At 70.6% G+C, this 17755-nt stretch carries 18 protein-coding genes; 10 read left to right on the top strand and 8 right to left on the bottom strand.

The genetic code is table 11. The features are described from left to right. The first annotated feature begins 30 nt into the window (after positions 1-30). Positions 31-1191: a S1 family peptidase gene (locus test1122_RS23415; RefSeq protein ID WP_232271151.1), complete on the top strand. Its 1161-nt coding sequence runs from the start codon at positions 31-33 to the stop codon at positions 1189-1191. A gap of 4 nt (positions 1192-1195) precedes the next feature. Here test1122_RS23415 and test1122_RS23410 read toward each other — a convergent pair whose 3' ends face one another. The 5 genes from test1122_RS23410 to test1122_RS23390 form a co-directional block, all read right to left on the bottom strand. Continuing rightward, positions 1196-1504 (bottom strand): 4a-hydroxytetrahydrobiopterin dehydratase, encoded by a 309-nt coding sequence (locus tag test1122_RS23410; RefSeq protein WP_232271150.1) that lies wholly within the window; start codon positions 1502-1504, stop codon positions 1196-1198. Positions 1505-1814: 310 nt separating this feature from the next. Continuing rightward, positions 1815-2150: a histone-like nucleoid-structuring protein Lsr2 gene (locus tag test1122_RS23405; RefSeq protein WP_232271149.1), complete on the bottom strand. Its 336-nt coding sequence runs from the start codon at positions 2148-2150 to the stop codon at positions 1815-1817. A 282-nt stretch (positions 2151-2432) separates the two neighbouring features. Continuing rightward, positions 2433-3428 carry an MBL fold metallo-hydrolase gene (locus test1122_RS23400; RefSeq protein ID WP_232272043.1) on the bottom strand — a complete coding sequence of 332 codons (996 nt, stop codon included), beginning with the start codon at positions 3426-3428 and terminating at the stop codon, positions 2433-2435. Positions 3429-3578: 150 nt separating this feature from the next. Beyond that, a complete protein-coding gene (locus test1122_RS23395) occupies positions 3579-4700 on the bottom strand; it encodes an aminotransferase class I/II-fold pyridoxal phosphate-dependent enzyme (protein WP_232271148.1) in 1122 nt (373 codons plus the stop codon). 95 nt (positions 4701-4795) lie between these two features. After that, a complete protein-coding gene (locus test1122_RS23390; RefSeq protein ID WP_232271147.1) occupies positions 4796-5557 on the bottom strand; it encodes an ANTAR domain-containing response regulator in 762 nt (253 codons plus the stop codon). 128 nt (positions 5558-5685) lie between these two features. Here test1122_RS23390 and test1122_RS23385 point away from each other — a divergent pair, with 128 nt between their 5' ends. Next, the gene (locus tag test1122_RS23385) at positions 5686-6696 is read left to right on the top strand and encodes a PAS domain-containing protein (protein ID WP_232271146.1); all 1011 of its coding nucleotides are present in this window, start codon (positions 5686-5688) and stop codon (positions 6694-6696) included. A gap of 66 nt (positions 6697-6762) precedes the next feature. On the opposite strand, the gene test1122_RS23380 is transcribed toward test1122_RS23385, so the two are convergent. After that, complete coding sequence (locus test1122_RS23380) at positions 6763-7623, bottom strand: SigB/SigF/SigG family RNA polymerase sigma factor (RefSeq protein WP_232271145.1); 861 nt, start codon at positions 7621-7623, stop codon at positions 6763-6765. A gap of 235 nt (positions 7624-7858) precedes the next feature. Here test1122_RS23380 and test1122_RS23375 point away from each other — a divergent pair, with 235 nt between their 5' ends. The 4 genes from test1122_RS23375 to test1122_RS23360 all read left to right on the top strand — a co-directional run bounded on the left by test1122_RS23375 (position 7859) and on the right by test1122_RS23360 (position 12737). Beyond that, entirely contained in the window at positions 7859-8830 is a 972-nt protein-coding gene (locus tag test1122_RS23375; protein ID WP_232271144.1) for a TIGR03557 family F420-dependent LLM class oxidoreductase, read from the top strand. A gap of 52 nt (positions 8831-8882) precedes the next feature. Beyond that, on the top strand, positions 8883-10379 hold the full coding sequence (locus test1122_RS23370) for an aminotransferase class I/II-fold pyridoxal phosphate-dependent enzyme (RefSeq protein ID WP_232271143.1): 1497 nt from the start codon (positions 8883-8885) through the stop codon (positions 10377-10379). Next, a complete protein-coding gene (locus tag test1122_RS23365) occupies positions 10376-10555 on the top strand; it encodes a hypothetical protein (protein WP_232271142.1) in 180 nt (59 codons plus the stop codon). The genes test1122_RS23370 and test1122_RS23365 overlap by 4 nt, the downstream gene beginning before the upstream one ends. Positions 10556-10625: 70 nt before the next feature. Further along, on the top strand, positions 10626-12737 hold the full coding sequence (locus tag test1122_RS23360; protein WP_232271141.1) for a catalase: 2112 nt from the start codon (positions 10626-10628) through the stop codon (positions 12735-12737). Between the two features lie 21 nt (positions 12738-12758). On the opposite strand, the gene test1122_RS23355 is transcribed toward test1122_RS23360, so the two are convergent. Both test1122_RS23355 and test1122_RS23350 read right to left on the bottom strand, forming a co-directional pair. Next, complete coding sequence (locus test1122_RS23355; RefSeq protein ID WP_232271140.1) at positions 12759-13238, bottom strand: phage holin family protein; 480 nt, start codon at positions 13236-13238, stop codon at positions 12759-12761. Between the two features lie 189 nt (positions 13239-13427). Next, complete coding sequence (locus test1122_RS23350; RefSeq protein WP_232271139.1) at positions 13428-13652, bottom strand: DUF6158 family protein; 225 nt, start codon at positions 13650-13652, stop codon at positions 13428-13430. A gap of 72 nt (positions 13653-13724) precedes the next feature. Between test1122_RS23350 and test1122_RS23345 the strand changes: the two genes are divergently transcribed. The 4 genes from test1122_RS23345 (at position 13725) to test1122_RS23330 (ending at position 17730) form a co-directional block, all read left to right on the top strand. Continuing rightward, positions 13725-14900 (top strand): baeRF2 domain-containing protein, encoded by a 1176-nt coding sequence (locus test1122_RS23345; protein WP_232271138.1) that lies wholly within the window; start codon positions 13725-13727, stop codon positions 14898-14900. 59 nt (positions 14901-14959) lie between these two features. Further along, on the top strand, positions 14960-15406 hold the full coding sequence (locus tag test1122_RS23340) for a CBS domain-containing protein (protein ID WP_232271137.1): 447 nt from the start codon (positions 14960-14962) through the stop codon (positions 15404-15406). Positions 15407-15477: 71 nt separating this feature from the next. Then, positions 15478-16839 carry a bifunctional phosphatase PAP2/diacylglycerol kinase family protein gene (locus test1122_RS23335; RefSeq protein ID WP_232272042.1) on the top strand — a complete coding sequence of 454 codons (1362 nt, stop codon included), beginning with the start codon at positions 15478-15480 and terminating at the stop codon, positions 16837-16839. A gap of 48 nt (positions 16840-16887) precedes the next feature. Continuing rightward, positions 16888-17730 carry a class I SAM-dependent methyltransferase gene (locus tag test1122_RS23330; RefSeq protein ID WP_232271136.1) on the top strand — a complete coding sequence of 281 codons (843 nt, stop codon included), beginning with the start codon at positions 16888-16890 and terminating at the stop codon, positions 17728-17730. Positions 17731-17755 lie beyond the last annotated feature (25 nt).

Raw genomic sequence — 17755 nt, 5'->3', positions numbered from 1 at the left:
GCACCCCCTACAACACTGAGGAGAACCCCCATGCTCCGCAGACGCAGTGCGATCGCCGCGGCAGGCGTAGCGATCGCCGCACTCGGTATCACCACTCTTCCCGCTACCGCGGGAGCGCAGGAAGCCTCTCAGGCCAAGGAGGCTACGGTGCAGCTTTCCGCTGGGATGCTGCAGGCCATGGAGCGCGACCTCGGCCTCACCCCGGCCGAAGCCCAGACCCGAGTCGTCAACGAAGAGCGGGCGGGCGTGCTTGAGCCCGCCCTCCGCAAGGATCTGGGCGGCCAGTACGGCGGTGCCTGGGTGACCGGCAAGACCGCGAAGCTCGTCGTTGCCACGACCGGCTCGCTCAATCACAGCCAGGCCGCCGCGATCGAGCGTGCCGGTGCGACCGCCAAGGTCGTCGACCACAGCCTGAACGCGCTCGACTCGGCGCTGGCCAAGCTCGACAGGGCGGCGGCGAAGAAGACCCCCGACGCCACAGCTGTCTGGTACGTCGATGTGAAGTCCAACAGCGTCGTGGTGGAGTCGGCGAAGCCCGCACAGGCGAAGAAGTTCATCGCCACCAGTGGTGCCGACGCCGGCAAGGTACGCATCGTCAAGTCCGCTGAGCAGCCAAAGCCCTTCTACGACCTTGTCGGCGGGCAAGCGTACTACATCAACAACTCCGCCCGCTGCTCCATCGGCTTCGCGGTGACCCGCGGCAGCGAGCGCGGCTTTGTCAGCGCCGGACACTGCGGCCGGGTCGGCGCGTCCACCACCGGCTACAACCGGGTCGGCCAGGGCACCTTCCGGGGTTCGCAGTTCCCCGGCAGGGACATGGCGTATGTGGCCACCAACGCCAACTGGACCCCGACTTCCCGGGTGCAGGGCTCCCGCCAGCGGGTCGCCGGGTCCACCCAGGCTCCGGTGGGCTCCTCGGTCTGCCGCTCCGGCTCCACCACGGGCTGGCGCTGCGGCACCATCCAGCAGCACAACACCAGCGTCACCTATCCGCAGGGCACGATACGCGGTGTGACGCGGACCTCGGCCTGCGCCGAGCCGGGTGACTCCGGTGGCTCCTTCATCACCGGCAGCCAGGCGCAGGGTGTCACCTCCGGTGGGTCCGGCAACTGCCGCAGCGACGGCACCACGTTCTACCAGCCGGTCAACCCGATTCTGTCGGCCTACGGCCTCAGTCTGGTGCGGGGGTAGTCAGCTAGCTCGCCCCATGGCCCGCCGCGATCTCCTCGATCCGGCGGGCCAGTCGCGTATCCAGGCTGGTGACCTTGGATCCGACGCTGTGGGTATTCACGGAGACCGTGAGCTTGTTGTAGCCGAGCTCCATATCCGAGTGGTGGTTCAGCTCCTCCTGGATTGCCGCGATATGGATGACCATGGCGGCTGCCGGAAGGTGTTTGCCGAAGGAGTACGTCCGCGTGATGCGGTCTCCAGCCAGCTGCCAGCCGGGCAGCTCGGCGAGGGCGGCATCGATCTCGGTGGCGGTGAGGGGCTCGGGCTGGGGCATGGGCGTAATCCTCGCGTCTGGGTGCTGGGGTGCGGATGGTCCCAGCGTAGGGTGCGGCGACCCGGCGTCCGCGGTTGTGCGGCGTGCCTGTCTTCCTTTGTCCCATCTCAAACGGAATCGGCGCCCGTTCGAAGGTGAATGGAAACGGCCGAGGGAATGATGTGGTGACAAGACCGGCGACACCGCCGGACAGACTTTCGTGGTCTTTCGTTGGGCCCAGCCCAACGCGTGACTCCAGACAGCTGTGAACCCCCTCCGGGGAGAGGGGGTTCAACTCAGCCTCCACTATCCGCTGTCTGCGAAACTCTCCTCAGTGGGCCTTTTCGTAGGCTTCCCGGACGTTCGCGGGGACACGGCCCCGGTCGCTGACCTCGTAGCCGTGCTCCTTGGCCCACTCACGGATTTTGGCGGAGTCCTCGCCGCCGGCCTTGGCCTGCCGCCTGGCCGCCCCCGGCCCCTTGACTTTCCCGGTCTTACGGGCAGCCTTCAGGAAGGGACCGAAGGCTTGGAGCATCTGTTCGTAGCTGTCCGGTCCGAGATCGATCTCGTAGGCCACACCATCGAGCGAGAAGGTGTGGGTCTGGGCTTCTTCAGCCTCTTCACCGGTGAGGTCATCGATATAAAGCGTGACGATCTTCTGTGCCATGGGCGAAGTATAAGGTTCACCGAACGGCGTATTCACCAGAGTGTCAGAGAGTTAGTTAGTTCCTCAGGCCCGGTGGAACGCCGACCGGTTCACAATCCGGCGGATCGCGATTCAGTTCGACTGGGGGGTGTCTGGTGGATCTCCGTGGAGGAAGGAGCGGCGTCTGGTGCGTGCGATCGCAAGGCGGAGGAGGAAGCCAACCTGGTTGGTTGGCGACCGACGACAACGCAGCGAGCGTGCGTGCCAGGCGTCGCGACGCCGCGGAGATCCACCAGACACCCCCTAGGGGTCCAGTACACGGGAGCCGCCTACCGGGAGGTCCCAGAGTTGCCCGGCGGGGCGGCCGGTTTTGGCCCAGGCGGCGCGGACCCGGATCAGCGGCTCCAGCGGGGCCTCGGCGGAGAGCAGAAAGGTCGCCCAGTGCATGGGGGCCATATGACGGGCGCCCAGGTCCTGGCAGGCGCGCACTGCCTCTTCCGGGTTGGTGTGCACGGGCCGGAGCAACCACCCCGGGTCATAGGCACCGATGGGCAGCAGGGCGAGGTCGATATCCGGGTAGCGGCGGCCGATTTCGGCGAACCAGTGGCCGTAACCGGTGTCACCCGCGAAGTAGACGCGCTGGCCGGTGCGGTCGGTGAGCACCCAGCCGCCCCACAGCGAGCGGCAGGTGTCGGTCAGGGTGCGCTTGGACCAGTGGTGGGCGGGGACGAAGTCAAAGCGGACGGTGCCGCCGGGCGCGGGCAGCTCGGCGGCCTCCCACCAGTCCAGCTCGGTCACCCGGGTGAAGCGGCGGTGACGGCACCAGGCGGCGAGGCCGCCGGGAACGAAGAGCGGGGTGTCGCGGGGCAGTCGCCTGAGGGTGGGGGCGTCAAGGTGGTCGTAGTGGTTGTGGGAGATGACGACGGCGTCGATGGGCGGCAGCTCGTCCCAGGCGACACCGACCGGGGTCATGCGGGCCGGGGTCCCGAGGATCCTGCGGGACCAGACCGGGTCGGTGAGGACGGTCAGCCCACCGACGCGGAGCACCCAACTGGCGTGTCCGGCCCAGGTGACGGCGACCGTCGCGGCGTCGACGTGCGGCAGTGGGGCGGGTTCGAACGGCAGTTGCGGCACCTGGCGCAACGCCTCGGCGCTGGGGCGCATACCGCCCTGACGAACGACCCGGGGGAAGGTGTAGATACCGGGCAGCGGCGCGGTGAGCCGGTCGGCGAAGCTGCGTGGCCAGCGGCGGCGTTCACCGAGCGGCCGGGGCTCGGCGGGGCCGGCGGAGTCAGACACCGTACGCCTGCTTCGCCGTTCGCGCTGATCGCGTTGCTCGTGCTGTTCGCGCTGTTCGCGCTGTTCGGTGTGGTCGGTGTGATCGGTGTGATCGGTCACGGGGGCTCCTGCGGGTTTCCGGAACCAGGGTCGGTGCAGCTGCCGGACCGCTCAGTGGGTGGCGGTCAGCTCGGTCAGAGCTGATCTCACCCCGTCCAGAACCCCGGAACCCTCGGGGGGCGTCGGGGCGCCCCGGGCCAGCACTTCGGTGGAAAGCCGCACCCGAAGGGCGTGCGGGTCGTCGCCGAAGCGGTGACCGCCCATGACGAAAGGGCCCAGTCGGACCACCAGTTCGGCCTCCAGGGTGGCCGCGTCCTCGATGCCACGGGCGGCGAGGTCCGAGCGCAGCGGTTCGAAGTCGGCGTAGAGCTGCCGTCCGGCGTGCGGCGGACGGCAGAGCGCTCCGGCCTCGGTGACGGCGTGCTGGAGTGCGGTGGCGTAGGCGCCGTGGGTACGGGCCGTGGCAGCGCGCTGCTCCCGGAGCGCGGCGGGCTCGGTGAGGGCCTCGGCGGCGGCCTCGGCGACGGGGTGGGAAAGCTCCGTATGGAGGGTGTCCAGAACCTCGCGGACCGCGTCGCCCAGTACCCGGCCCTGGTCGGTGCCGGGGAAGCGGGCGATTCCGGCGGGCAGTCCCGGTGGCAGCAGGGCGGCGCCCAGACCGACGAGGACGACGACCCAGTCCGCGTCGGTGCCCGCGCTGTGCAGCATCTCGGCGGGGCTGACGATCACCGTGTCGTGCGGGTCGTGGGAGGTGTCGCGCCAGCTCTCATCGCTGACGATGAGCAGCCCCTCGTCGGCCGCCGCCTCACACACCTCATGCAGCAGCTCGGGCGGTACGGCGGTGCCGGTGGGGTCGTCGGCGACGGAGAGCAGCAGCACCCGGGGGTCGCCGCCCCCGGCCCGGACGCGGCGCACGGTCTCCAGCAGAGCGAAGGGGTCCGGCACCCCGCCGCACTCGGCGGGCACCGGCACCGGGTGCAGCGGGCGGCCCAACAGCCGGGCCTGCGGGGCGTACCAGGCGGCGCTGGGCCGGGGCAGCAGTACCCCACTGCCGCCGCGTACGCCACCGGCACCGGTCGCGGCGAGCAGGGCGAGAAGCATTACAGGTGCGCCGGGGGCGGCGACCACCTGGCCGGGTGCGGTGGGCAGCCCGCGGCGGTGCCAGTAGCCGCAGGCCGCGGTGGCCAGGGCGGCGGCGGTGGTGTCGGAGGTATCCGGGTGGGTGCTCTGCATCGGCGCCTCCGGTGTCCGTGTATCGCCCGGTATACCGCACGATTCCTTCCACTTTCGCAGACCGCGCGAAGGCCCGCTGGCCGGACACATAGCTGCTACGGCGTTTGCCGGAACCGGCGCAACTCCTGCTCCATACCGCGCCCCCGGGTCCGTACCACGGCGCCAGCGAGCTCGGACATCTTGCGGTTGCTGCGCTGAGACAGCTGTCGCAGCAGGGAAAAGGCCTCGTCGGCATCGCAGCCCAGCACATGCATCAGGATGCCGCAGGCCTGATCGATGACGGGCCGGGTGCGCAGCGCGGTGGCGAGCTGATCCACCTGGACCAGCGCCTCCCGGTAGCGGCGGTCCCGCTCCAGCCCGAGGGCGGTGAGGTCGCCGAGCAGCGCGGTCGCCCCGCCGACGGCCTCCTCCACGGGCCGGGGCCGGAAGCCGTGCACGCTGAGGGTGACCGCCTGCCCATCCCGCTCGCAGGGCAGGGTCGCGCTGGAGCGCACCCCGAGGTCCAGGGCCCGGGCGCGATAGTGCGGCCAGCGGTCGTCGTAGAGAAGGTCGGCCGCCCCGACGGCCTGGCCGGTGGCGAGCGCGTCCGGGATCGGGCCCTCGCCGGACTCCTGCTGCACCTCGACCAGCGTGGACAGATCAGGATGGGTGACGACGACGGGCTCCCCCGGCGCGTCAGCGGCGCCGGGGCCGTCGGAGGCGCTGGCCGTGGCGGCCACTCCGCAGCAACCGGGGGTACGGCGGGCGATCTGCTCGGCGAGGTGGGCGAGGCTGCGAACCGGAGAGCCGACCTCGGGTTCGGGAGCGAACCCCTCAGCTGCCGGCTCGGACGGGGCCGCTTCGCGGCGATCCTGCATGGCTGGACCTTCCTGCGCAAACGCCTTCCTTGGGAAACGCCGTCGCTCGGGGCTCCATCCGGAATGGTGCCCGGTGTCGCGGAAGGGAAACGGGGGACCAGCGAGTCGTATGGCGATACGTTATCCACATGGCCGAGTCGGCGGGTGTGGAACCGCAGCGCCGGGGTCCGGGGCGCGGCAGCTCTGATGAGCAGCATCTTCAGCGTGCCCTCTTTCAGCGGCTTCCGCTGCCGGTCGCACTGCTGGACCGGGACACGGTGGTGCGGCGACTGAACCACGCCGCCGCACAGGTGTTCGGGATGCGTGAGGGCTACGCCTCCGGCCGGGGGCTGGCGGGTGCGCTGGCGCACGATCAGCGGGCGGCCTTCCGGGCGCAGGTCGCGGCGGTCGCCCGGGGTGAGGGTGAGCGCAGTCTGATGGTCCGGCTACTGCGCTCCCCGGAGCGGGGAGCCCAGGGGAGCGGCCCGGAGCTGCGCACCACACTGACTCCGCTGCGCCCGCCGCGTGAGCCGCACACCGCGGTGCTCGCCGTCTTCCAGCAGGCCACCGCCCCGCCACCCCGGCCGGTGACCCCGGATGTGCCGCTGGTGGACCCACGTACCGCCCGCCCGGATCTTGCCGAGGCCACCCGTAACACCGAGCTGCTGGACCTGTTCGACGATATGGCGGCCGCCCTGATCTCCGCCAAGACCGCCCAAGCGGTGGCCGACAGCGTGGGCACAGTGCTGCACAATCGATTCGCCGACTGGGTGATCATCGATCTGGCGCTGCCCGGAGGCGAGCTGGAGCGGACCGCCGTTTTCGCCTCCTCGGCCACCGTGGTCCGTACCGCCGTGGCCAAGCAGTCGCCCGATGAGTGCCCCCTGGTTGTCGACGCGGTCCAGCACGGCATGGAGGCCCTTCAGGTGCGTCCGGAGGACCCGGAGGCGCTTGGCCGGGACGCCTCCGGGTCCGCCGTACTCGCCCGGGCGGAGGTCAGCTCGCTGCTGTGTGTGCCGCTCCGGACAGGCCTTGGCGGCCCGCCCCTTGGCGCGCTCACGCTGTTGCGCTCGGGCGGGCGCCTTGCCTTCGCGCTCGCCGAGGCAGGCGTCATCGACCGGATCGCCCGGCATATCGCGCTGGCACTGCACCGGCTGTGACCTGCACCGGCTGGCACCTGCACCGGCTGGCACCTGCACCGATCGCAGCCTGCACCCGACCGCGACCTACGCCGACTGCGAGTTGCACCGCCGGGGTCGGGGTGACGGTGCCTCGGTGCGGGCACACTGCCGGTCGGCCTCGATCTCGTTGTGCAGCCGTTCGCACGTACGGCTGAGCAGCCGGGATACATGCATCTGGGAGATGCCCAGCTGCTCGGCTATGTTGCTCTGCGTCATATCGCAGAAATAGCGGAGATAGAGGATCTTGCGTTCGCGTTCCGGGAGACCGGCGAGCCGCGGCTTGACCGACTCCCGGTCCACCACCAGGTCATAGCCGGGCTCCGCGGTGCCCAGCGCGTCCATCAGCGAGTAGCCGTCATCGGAGCCGGGCAGCTCGGCGTCCAGGGACAGCGTGCTGTAGCTGTCCAGCGCCTCCGCGCCGGTACGTACCTCTTCCTCGGTAAGGCCGCTGATCTCAGCGAGCTGTTGAACGCTTGGGGTGCGGCCATCGAGCCGGGTGCTGACCCGCCGGTGGGCGGTGCGCACTCGGTTACGCAGTTCCTGCACTCTCCGGGGCACATGCAGGCCCCACATATGGTCACGGAAGTGCCGCTTCACCTCGCCGACGATCGTGGGTACGGCGAAACTCTCGAAGGCGCTGCCGCGCCCTGGTTCATAGCGGCGGACGGCCTTCACCAGGCCCAGGGCGGCCACCTGCTCAAGGTCCTCGATCGACTCCCCCCGGTTTCGGAAATGCCGGGCGAGCCGCTGCGCCATCGGCATCCAAGCCCTCACGACCTCCTGACACAGTGCCTCACGTTCCGGCCCGTCCGGCAGCGCCGCGATGCGCTCGAACTGGGCCGTGGTGTCAGGGGCGTCGTCATGTGAGTGACGTGCGTGCTTGGCGCGTGCTTGTACGGTCGTCATGGCTGTCGTCTCTCCTAAGGAGGTCGACTGCACTGCGATGATCACCGCGAGATCAGGCACAGGCCGGACCGAGGCTCAGCCCGGGGGCGGCCGTGACACCGCTCCCGCGGAATGTGCCTTCGGTCCAAAGCACGAACATCGTGTACCCCACGCCCCCCGGCTAAAACAAGGTTTCCGTGTGGACCGGCCGGATACCCGAGGGCCTCCGGTACCGGCGCAGTGGAGGTCTGTCGTCATGACCGAGTACGGCTACTTCCTGGCCAGCGAGGACTATGGGCCGAACGCCCTCGTCGAGCAGGCACAGATGGCGGAGCAGGCTGGTTTCACCTCGCTGTGGATCTCCGACCACTATCACCCGTGGAACGATGTCCAGGGACACAGCCCCTTCGTATGGTCTGTCATCGGCGCCCTGTCCCGGGCGACCACTCTTCACGTGGAGACCGCGGTGACCTGCCCGACCGTCCGTATTCACCCCGCGGTCATCGCACAGGCCGCCGCGACCAGCGGCATCCTGCTGGGCGGCCGCTTCCGGCTGGGTGTCGGCAGCGGCGAGGCACTGAACGAGCACATCTTCGGTGACGCCTGGCCGCGCACGGCCGTACGGCACGAGATGCTCGAGGAGGCGGTCGAGATCATCCGGCGGCTGATGACCGGAGACGAGGTCAGCCACCAAGGGCGGCACTACACCGTCGAGAACGCCCGGCTCTATGACGTCCCCGATGAACCGGTGCCGATCGATGTGGCGGGTGCCGGTCCGGCCGCGACCGAGCTGGCCGCACGGATCGGTGACGGCTTCATCACCATGTCGCCCGACCGGGAGGCCGTGGACCGCTTCCGGCACAGCGGCGGCGGACGACAGCAGGGCCAGGCGTCCGCACACGGCGGGATGAAGGTCTGCTACGACACGGACCGTGACGCGGCGGTACGCGCCGTACACCAGCGCTGGCCGAACATGTTCCTCCCCGGCGAGCTGGGGCAGCTGCTGCCCACACCCCGCCACTTCGAGCAGGCGGCCCAGCTGGTGACCGAGCAGCAGGTGGCCGACTCCCCCATCCCGTGCGGCGATGACGAGGAGGAGCACATCCGCAGCGCGCGCGCCTACGTGGACGCCGGATTCGATGTGGTCCTCATCAACCAGATCGGCCCGGATATGCGCGGCTTCTTCGACTTCTACCGCACCAAGGTCCTGCCACGGCTGGCTCGTTGAGAGAGGCGATCGACATGGGTGTGAACGCCGTCGGAAGCGGGGGTGAGCAGTGATGTCAGTGACCGCCCGGGACAACCGCACCCGGGACCACTCCATCGCACCGGTCCTGGACGCGCTCACCGAGCACCGGCGCGGCGTGCGACACCGCTCCTTCACCCCGCCGGGGCACAAGCAGGGAGCCGGCGCCGATCCCCGGGTCATCGCCACCCTCGGGCAGGACGTCTTCGCGGCCGATCTGCCGTCGCTGAGCGGCCTGGACGACCGCCGGATGTCCGGCAGGATTCTCGCCGACGCCCAGGCACTGATGGCGGACGCGGTCGGGGCCGAGCACGCCTTCTTCTCGACCTGCGGCAGTTCGCTGGCGGTCAAGTCGGCCATGCTCTCGGTGGCGGGCCCGTACGACGAGCTGCTGGTGGCCCGTAACGCCCACAAGTCCGTGGTCTCCGGTCTGGTACTGGCCGGCATTGAGCCGGTGTGGGTACGGCCGCACTGGGACGCCGGCTACCACTTCTCCCATCCGCCGGGCCCGCAGGAGGTCGCCGAAGCCTTCGCCCGCCACCCCGACGCCAAGGGGATGGTGCTGATCTCCCCCACGGCGTACGGGACCTGCGCCGATACCCGGGGCATCGCGGAGGTCTGCCATCAGCAGGGCCGCCCGCTGATCGTGGACGAGGCCTGGGGCGCCCATCTGCCGTTCCACCCCCGGCTGCCCGACGGAGCCATGGAGGCGGGCGCCGATGTCGGTGTGACCAGCGTGCACAAGATGGGCGCCGGTCTGGAGCAAGCCTCGGTCTTCCATCTGCGGGGACAGCTGGTGGATCCGTCGGTGCTGCGCATGCGGGAGGAGCTGCTGGAGACCGCCAGCCCCTCGGTACTCATCTACGCCGCGATCGACGGCTGGCGGCGGCAGATGGCCGAGCGGGGCCGCGAACTGCTGGACGACGCCCTGTCGCTGGCCGATGGGCTGCGCGAGGCCGTCGGCAAGCTCGCCGGGCTGACCCCGCTCGCGGAGGAGCTCACCGGGCCGGGCCGGGCGTATGACCGCGATCCGCTGGTCACCGTCATCGATGTCCCGGGGCTTGGCACCAGCGGCTACGCGGTGGCGGACTGGCTGCGTGCGCACCGCCAGATCGATGTCGCGCTGGCCGACCACCGCCGTATCGTCATCCAGCTCACCCACGCCGACAGCCAGGAGTCGGTCCTCGACCTCACCGACGCCCTGATCGAGCTGGTCAAGCAGCGCGGCTCGCTGCCGCCCCCGGCGGAGGTGCGCCTGCCCTCGCCCGCCGGTCTGGAGCAGGAGCAGGTGATGCTGCCCCGCGACGCCTACTTCGGGCCGGCCGAGCAGGTACCCGCCGAGGACGCGGTCGGCCGCATCGCCGCGGAGACGGCCAGTCCCTGTCCGCCGGGGTTGCCGGTGCTCGTACCGGGCGAACGCATCAGCCGGGAGACGGTGGATTATCTGACGTCGGGCGTCCAGGCCGGTATGTATGTGCCGGACACCGCGGACCAGACGCTGCGCACCCTGCGGGTGGTGGCGCGCCGGTGAGAGGACCGCTGGCCCGGCACCGGGCGCATGACACCGAGGCGCCGACAACCCGCTATCTGATGTACGGGCTCCTGCCGTCCTGGTTTGTGCCCGGGGTCCTCCGTGCTGTGTGTCAACTTCTCGGTCGTGAGCGCGCCGACGCCCGGCGGCGCGGCGAGGAGCAGGACGAGGGGTGAACTCCGACCGGTTTCGGATGGCGCTGACGAGGCAACTCGCCCGGCGTCAACCGAGCGGGAGGAGCACCCCATGTCCGAGGACCGCAAGCAGCGGCAGCGCGCCGAGCACCACGCCGATGATCCGAGGGAGGGACCGCTCACCACTGACCAGGGGGTAGTGGTCGACCACACCGATGACGCGCTCAGCGCGGGAGAGCGCGGCCCGACGCTGATGGAGGACTTTCACTTCCGCGAAAAGCTCACCCACTTCGACCATGAGCGCATCCCGGAACGGGTGGTGCACGCCAGAGGGGCGGGCGCCTATGGGTACTTCGAGCCGTATGCGAGCTGCGGGGCCTTCACCCGGGCGGCGTTCCTGCAGGATCCCTCGGTCCGTACGCCGGTCTTTGTGCGCTTCTCCACCGTGCAGGGGCCGCGCGGCTCGGCTGACACGGTGCGGGACGTGAGAGGCTTCGCCACCAAGTTCTACACCTCGGAGGGAAACTTCGACCTGGTGGGGAACAATATGCCGGTCTTCTTCATCCAGGACGGCATCAAGTTCCCCGACTTCGTGCACGCGCTCAAGCCCGAGCCCCACAATGAGATCCCGACCGGGGCCTCCGCCCACGACACCCTGTGGGACTTTGTCTCGCTGCAGCCCGAGACACTGCACATGATGATGTGGCTGATGTCGGACCGGGCCATCCCGCGCAGCTACCGGATGATGCAGGGCTTCGGTGTGCACACCTTCCGCTTCGTCAACGCGCGGGGTGAGAGCACCTTCGTGAAGTTCCACTGGAAGCCGAAGCTCGGGGTGCACTCGCTGGTCTGGGACGAGGCGCAGGAGTGCCAGGGCCGTGATCCGGACTTCAACCGGCGCGATCTGTGGCAGTCCATTGAGGCGGGTGAGTACGCGGAGTACGAGCTGGGTGTGCAACTCGTGCCGGAGTGGGACGAGTTCGCCTTTGACTTCGATCTCCTCGACCCGACGAAGATCATCCCAGAGGAGCAGGTGCCGGTGCAGCCCCTGGGCCGGCTCGTTCTCGACCGCAATCCGGAGAATTTCTTCGCCGAGACCGAGCAGGTCGCCTTCCATCTGGGGAATGTGGTGCCCGGCATCGACTTCACCAATGATCCGCTGCTCCAGGCGCGGCTCTTCTCCTATCTGGACACCCAGCTGATCCGGCTCGGCGGCCCCAACTTCTCCCAGCTGCCGGTCAACCGGCCGGTCGCGCCGGTCCGGACCAACCAGCGCGACGGCTATCACCAGTCCGCCATTCACTCGGGCACCAGCTACTCGCCCAATTCACTCGGCGGTGGCTGCCCGGTGATCGGCGGGGCCGGCGGCGGTGACGGCGGCGTCTTCCGACACCACGCGGAACACATCGACGGCGCGAAGATCCGGCGGCGCAGCTCCAGCTTCCAGGACCACTACAGCCAGGCCACGCTCTTCTGGAACAGCATGAGCGACTGGGAGAAGGAGCACATCGTCCAGGCGTTCCGCTTCGAACTGGGCAAGGTCGGCTCGGTCAGTATCCGGGAGCGCACGGTGCAGGAGCTGTCGAACGTCGATGAGGGGCTGGCCGGATCCGTCGCCGAGGGCATCGGGGTCGCCCGGCCGGAGCAGCCCGCAGTCCAGCACCACAAGCTCTGCTCACCGGCGCTCAGCCAGGAGTCGCTGCGCGGTGACGGATCCATCCGCACCCGGCAGATCGCGGTGCTCGTCACCGCCGGGGTCGACGCCGTCCAGGTCCGGGAGATGCGGGAGGCCCTGAGCGAACGCGGCGCGGTCGTCGAGGCGCTCGCCCCGCACGACGGCACGGTGTCCGGCTCGGACGGTCAGGAGCACCCGGTGGACCGGGCTCTTCCCACGGTCGCCTCGGTGCTCTACGACGCGGTGCTGCTGCCCGGCGGAGGGCCGGCCAACGCGCGGGAGCTGGCGGGCGATGACGCGGTGATCCGTTTCGTACGCGACGCCTACCGGCACGGCAAGGCGATCGGCGCGCTGGGGTCCGGCGTCGGAGCGCTGGCCACGCTGGAACCGCGTGGACTGCACATCGCGGGCGATGGCGCGGGCACGGTCAGCGACCGTGGGGTGGTGACGGATACGGCGGACGGTCTGGCGAGTGTGGACTTCGTCCACGCCTTCGTCGAGGCCGTGGCGGCGCACCGGCACCGGGGCAGGCCCCGGCTGCTGTGCTAAGAGCTTTGGGCCGGGCATGAGCTAGCGCTGACCGGGCTCCTCGGGGCGCTCCGCCTCCTCCGGGGGCGGGGGCTTGGCGGTCGGGGGCTGCGGCGGTACGGGCCCGCCCGGCGGTGTGCCGGGTACGACGACCGCGTCCTGTGCGCCGCCCGGTGCGTCCATATGGCGCGGCCGTTCCCGGGTGGCGGTACGCAGCGCCCAGGCCAGCACCGCCAGCAGCAGGCCGACCACAAGAGCCGCCACCCAGGCCACCATCACCAGATCGAGCAGCAGCACCAGGGCCGCGGTCAGCGTCGCACCGGCGAACAGGCCCAGCACGGCGGCGGCGCTGCGCAGCCGCACCTCACGGCGGCGGGCATGCTCGCGCAGCTCGGTGCGCAGCTCATCGGTGGCGACCCGGATTTCCTCCCGGATGAGCCTCGCCACCGGCTCAGAGACATCCTCGGCCCGTACCGGACCGGGTCCCTCACCGGGCTTGGGATACATCCTCTTATCGGTCATGCGCGCCGGGTACCCGAGCGCTGGCGGGCTACTCACACCACTCACCCCTGCCCGGACACGGACAGGGCTTTAGGCGCGGGCCCTGATCCCGCGCCTAAAGCCGCTGTGTTCCCCACCGGGGGCCGCCGCTCGACCACCTCCCGAGTGCCCCGCCCCGCGGACGGCAAACACACCCGGTTCAGCGGCAGTTCAGCACTCCCGGGCCCGGGCCCCTTCCCTGGTGCGCCCGGCTGCGACCGGGCGCCGTGGGTGGCGGCGCAGATATTCGCCCTCCAGCTCCGCCATGCGGACGTTGTGGGTGGCCAAGGCGTCCGCCGAGCCATGCAGCAGTGTGTCGTGCCGGGTGCGGTGGATGGTCTCCAGCTCCTTGAGGAGCTGTGCCTCAGTCAGCCGCACCGGATCGATTCCGCTCATGTTCCGGTGCCCTCCTTCCGTGTCACCTGCGCCTACCCGGGTACCCGGATGCGGCGATCCAAGGAGGGAGCCATGGAGCTCGGATTCCTCAACCCGCTCTATGACCGGCCCGGCCCCTGGGCTTCGGTCTACTTCGACACTACGACCACTTCCGAGGACGCGCCTGCCCAGCAGGAGCTGAGCGCCCGCGCGGCCTGTGACCGGCTGGCGCAGCAGGGCGCTGACGAACCCACCTGCCGGGCCGTGTACGACACGCTGAGCGCGTTGCCGCGTACCTCGCAGCCGCCGGGGCGGGCGGTGTTCGCCACTCATGGCGAGGTGGTGCTCGACCCGGCGCTGACGACTCCGCCGCCCGGCGGCGGGCCGTACACCTGCTGGGCGCCGCTGCCGCACACCGGTCCGCTGCTGGACTTCGGCGAAGCCGAGCCCAGCTGCCTGATCGCCCATATCGATCGCACCGGTGCGGACTTCGAGATACGTGGCCCGCTCGGTACCCACAGCGCGGGCCGGGTCGATGGGGACGACTGGCCGGTCCATCGGACCCCGACCACCGACTGGTCCGAACGGCGCTTCCAGAACGCGGTCGAGAACACCTGGGACCGTAACGCGGCGGTCATCGCGGAGGCGCTGCTGGCCTGCCAGAAGGAGACCGGCGCCACCCTGGTCGTCCTCACCGGTGAGCACCGCCAGTGCCTGACCGTACGGGACAATCTGCCGCCCGAAACGCGTGACGCGGTGGTGGAGGCCGAGCGCTCGGGGCGGCTGGACGACGAGGTGGAGGCGGCCCGCGCCGCCCATATCCATCGGAACACCGCCCAGGTGATGGACCGCTTCCTGGCGGGCCGGGTGCCCACCGAGGAGGGCCAGGTCGACGCCGTCGAAGGCGTGCCCGCACTGGTCGGCGCGGCCCGGGAGCACCGCATCGCCGCTCTTCTCGTACGGCCCGACGGCCCCGATCTGTACCGCGAGGTATGGGTCGGCGACGAACCCGACCAGATCGCGGTGCGCCGCACCGAGGCCCACTATCTGGGCGAGCTGCACCCGGTCTCGGCCCGCGCCGATGACGCGCTGCTGCGCTCGGCGGCCACCACGGGGGCCGAAGTGATCTCCGTACGACCGCACGCCGAGGAGCCGGAGCTGCCCACTGGGCTGCCGGTCGGCGGTCTGGGTGCGCTGCTGCGCTGGCCGTACGAGGGCGGCGCGCCGCCCGGTGGCGGGGCACGTCCACACGAGTCGATCCGCTGGTGACAGCCAGCGCCACGGCGTCGGCTCAGCCACGGATCCCGTTCCACGAAAGGCAAGCAGTCATGGCACAGTTCGTACGGGAAGTCATGACCCCGACCGTCACCTCCGTACGCCCCGACGCCTCACTGGTGGAGGCGGCGCAGCTCATGCGCGTACAGGACATCGGGGATGTGCTGGTCGCCAAGGAAGGCCAGTTGATCGGTGTGCTCACCGACCGGGATATCGTGATGCGTGCGGTCGCCGACGGTGTGGACCCGCTGACCGTGAGCTGCCAGTCCGTCTGCACCCCGAAACCGATCACCGTCTCGCCCGACGACGAGGTCACGGTCGCCATCAATCTGATGCGGACCCACGCGGTCCGGCGGCTGCCGGTCGCTGAGGCGGGCCGCCCCCTGGGCATCGTCACCCTCGGTGACCTGGCGCAGGAGCAGGACCCCGACTCCGCACTCGCCGATATCAGCCGCGCCGCGCCGGACACCTGGCCCGGCGGAGCGGCTACCCAGCCGTGAGCGGTCCCGGGCACGATGGCCCATGGCGGCTGCGGGCCGCGCTGAGCAGCGCGGACCGGCGGCTGTTCGGCATGGTGGCCAGGCGTGCGTGGCCGGGTGCCGAACCGGTGCTGCCCCGGCTCAGCCGCAGTGCGAACCACGGGCTGCTGTGGTTCGCCACCGCTGCCGCGATCGCCGCCTCCGGGCTCGGCGGCCGGTCACGGGTGGGACGCGCCGCACTGCGCGGCACCGCCTCGCTGGCGCTCGCGTCGTTGACGGTCAACACCCTGGGCAAGCGGTCAGTACGCAGGGTCCGGCCGCTGCTGGATGCCGTACCGGTGATCCGGCAGCTGCACCGGCAGCCGGTCAGCACCTCGTTCCCGTCGGGGCACTCGGCCTCGGCGGCGGCCTTCGCCACGGGAGTGGCCCTTGAGTCACGCGGCTGGGGCGTCGCGGTGGCCCCGGTGGCGGCCTCCGTCGCGTTCTCCCGTGTCTACGTGGGGGTGCACTACCCCAGCGATGTGCTGGCGGGCCTGGCCCTGGGCGTGGGCGCGGCCTTCGCTGTCCGCGGGCTGTTCCCGGGCCCCGAACCGGTCCGGCCGCCCGCGTCGGCTCCCGCGCTGCCGGAAGGCCGCGGCCTGGTCGTCGTGGTCAATACGGGCGCGGGCCCGGCGCCCCCGGCCGTCGAGCAGATCACCGCGCTGCTGCCGGGAGCCGAGTTGCGGCTGTACCACTCCCGCCAGGGCGACGGACAGCTCGCCGGGACGCTGGAGAGCGCGGCGCTGCGAGCGGTTGAACTCGGCGGGGCGCTGGGGGTGTTCGGGGGCGACGGCACGGTCAGCGCCGCCGCCCGGACCGCCGCCCGGCACCGGCTGCCGCTGGCGGTGCTGCCGGGCGGACGGCGCAACCACTTCGCCTCCGATCTGGGCATCACCACCCCGGCAGCGGCCTGCACCGCGGTGACCAGCGGCGAGGCGGTGGCCGTGGATCTGGCCCACTTCGGCACGGACGGCAGCTTTATCAACACCTTCGCGCTGGGCGTCTATCCGGACCTGCTGCGGACCCGGGACCGCTGGGCGCCGTATATAGGCGAGTGGTCCGCGGGCGTGCTGGCCGCCGCACGGGCACTGCGCCGCGGACGGACGGTGGAGGTCAGCGTCAACGGAGTGCACCGTCATCTGCGGCTGCTCTTCGCGGGGAACTGCCGGTACAAGGGGCTGGGGCTCACGCCACGGCGGAGAAGCAATCTGGCGGACGGGCTGCTGGATATCCGGGTGGTCCAGTCGGGGCGGTCGCCGGTGTGGGCGCACGCCAGGCTGCGAAAGCTGCAGATCGACTGGATCGAGCCGGGCACCCGGCTGGCGTACGACGGTGAAGTCATGGACGCCCCCGGCGAATTGCTGCTGACCAAGACCGACCACGCACTGACGGTCTACCGGCCGCTGACCACATAGCAAGACACATCTTCTCGGAATATGGACCATGGGCGTACCGTACGGACCATGCCGGAGGAGACCGCCGTGTACACCCACGGCCACCACGAGTCCGTACTGCGCTCCCACTTCCCCCATAGCCTTAAGGGCATGGGCGGTGCCCCCATGCGCACCGCCGCCAACTCGGCGGGGTATCTGCTGCCCTGGCTGCGGCCCGGAATGACCCTGCTCGATGTGGGCTGCGGCCCAGGCACCATCACCGCCGATCTCGCCCAGCTGGTCGCACCGGGCCGGGTCACGGCGGTCGATCACAGCGCGGACATCCTGACGGCCGCCCGCGCGGTCGCCGCTGAACGCGGTCTGGACCAGGTCGAGTTCCGCCAGGCCGATGTGCACGTCCTGGACTTCCCCGATGACACCTTCGATGTCGTCCACGCCCATCAGGTCCTCCAGCACGTGGGCGACCCGGTGCAAGCGTTGCGGGAGATGCGCCGGGTGTGCCGCCCGGGCGGGACCATCGCCGTCCGCGAGTCGGACTACGCCGCGATGACCTGGTATCCACGACTGCCCGCGCTGGACACCTGGCAGGAGCTCTACGGCCGGGTCGCCCGCGCCAATGGCGGCGAGCCGGACGCGGGCCGCCGGCTGCTGGCCTGGGCCCGGGCGGCGGGCTGCACCGAGATCGCGGCCTCCTCGGCCACCTGGTGCTTCGCCACACCGGAGGACCGCGCCTGGTGGAGCGGCCTCTGGGCGGACCGCACGGTCGGCTCGGACTACGCCCGCATCGCGGTGGACGGCGGGCATACGACGGCGGACGAGCTGGCGCGGATCGCGGGGGCCTGGCGTACCTGGGGGGCGCATCCGGACGGCTGGTTCTCCGTCCTGCACGGCGAGATCCGGTGCCGCGCCTGACACGGTGGATCATCGCCAACTAGCC

Source organism: Streptomyces gobiensis (genome assembly GCF_021216675.1).
In the GTDB taxonomy this organism is placed as follows: Bacteria; Actinomycetota; Actinomycetes; order Streptomycetales; family Streptomycetaceae; genus Streptomyces; species Streptomyces gobiensis.
The sequence above is the reverse complement of the archived record's forward strand: the minus strand, read 5'-3'. Positions and strand labels throughout refer to the sequence as shown.

Coding starts and splice junctions, on each gene's coding strand:
- test1122_RS23415 (WP_232271151.1), top strand. CDS start 31: ATGCTCCGCAGACGCAGTGCGATCGCCGCGGCAGGCGTAGCGATCGCC.
- test1122_RS23410 (WP_232271150.1), bottom strand. CDS start 1,504: ATGCCCCAGCCCGAGCCCCTCACCGCCACCGAGATCGATGCCGCCCTC.
- test1122_RS23405 (WP_232271149.1), bottom strand. CDS start 2,150: ATGGCACAGAAGATCGTCACGCTTTATATCGATGACCTCACCGGTGAA.
- test1122_RS23395 (WP_232271148.1), bottom strand. CDS start 4,700: ATGCAGAGCACCCACCCGGATACCTCCGACACCACCGCCGCCGCCCTG.
- test1122_RS23390 (WP_232271147.1), bottom strand. CDS start 5,557: ATGCAGGATCGCCGCGAAGCGGCCCCGTCCGAGCCGGCAGCTGAGGGG.
- test1122_RS23385 (WP_232271146.1), top strand. CDS start 5,686: ATGGCCGAGTCGGCGGGTGTGGAACCGCAGCGCCGGGGTCCGGGGCGC.
- test1122_RS23380 (WP_232271145.1), bottom strand. CDS start 7,623: ATGACGACCGTACAAGCACGCGCCAAGCACGCACGTCACTCACATGAC.
- test1122_RS23375 (WP_232271144.1), top strand. CDS start 7,859: ATGACCGAGTACGGCTACTTCCTGGCCAGCGAGGACTATGGGCCGAAC.
- test1122_RS23370 (WP_232271143.1), top strand. CDS start 8,883: ATGTCAGTGACCGCCCGGGACAACCGCACCCGGGACCACTCCATCGCA.
- test1122_RS23360 (WP_232271141.1), top strand. CDS start 10,626: ATGTCCGAGGACCGCAAGCAGCGGCAGCGCGCCGAGCACCACGCCGAT.
- test1122_RS23355 (WP_232271140.1), bottom strand. CDS start 13,238: ATGACCGATAAGAGGATGTATCCCAAGCCCGGTGAGGGACCCGGTCCG.
- test1122_RS23350 (WP_232271139.1), bottom strand. CDS start 13,652: ATGAGCGGAATCGATCCGGTGCGGCTGACTGAGGCACAGCTCCTCAAG.
- test1122_RS23345 (WP_232271138.1), top strand. CDS start 13,725: ATGGAGCTCGGATTCCTCAACCCGCTCTATGACCGGCCCGGCCCCTGG.
- test1122_RS23340 (WP_232271137.1), top strand. CDS start 14,960: ATGGCACAGTTCGTACGGGAAGTCATGACCCCGACCGTCACCTCCGTA.
- test1122_RS23335 (WP_232272042.1), top strand. CDS start 15,478: ATGGTGGCCAGGCGTGCGTGGCCGGGTGCCGAACCGGTGCTGCCCCGG.
- test1122_RS23330 (WP_232271136.1), top strand. CDS start 16,888: ATGCCGGAGGAGACCGCCGTGTACACCCACGGCCACCACGAGTCCGTA.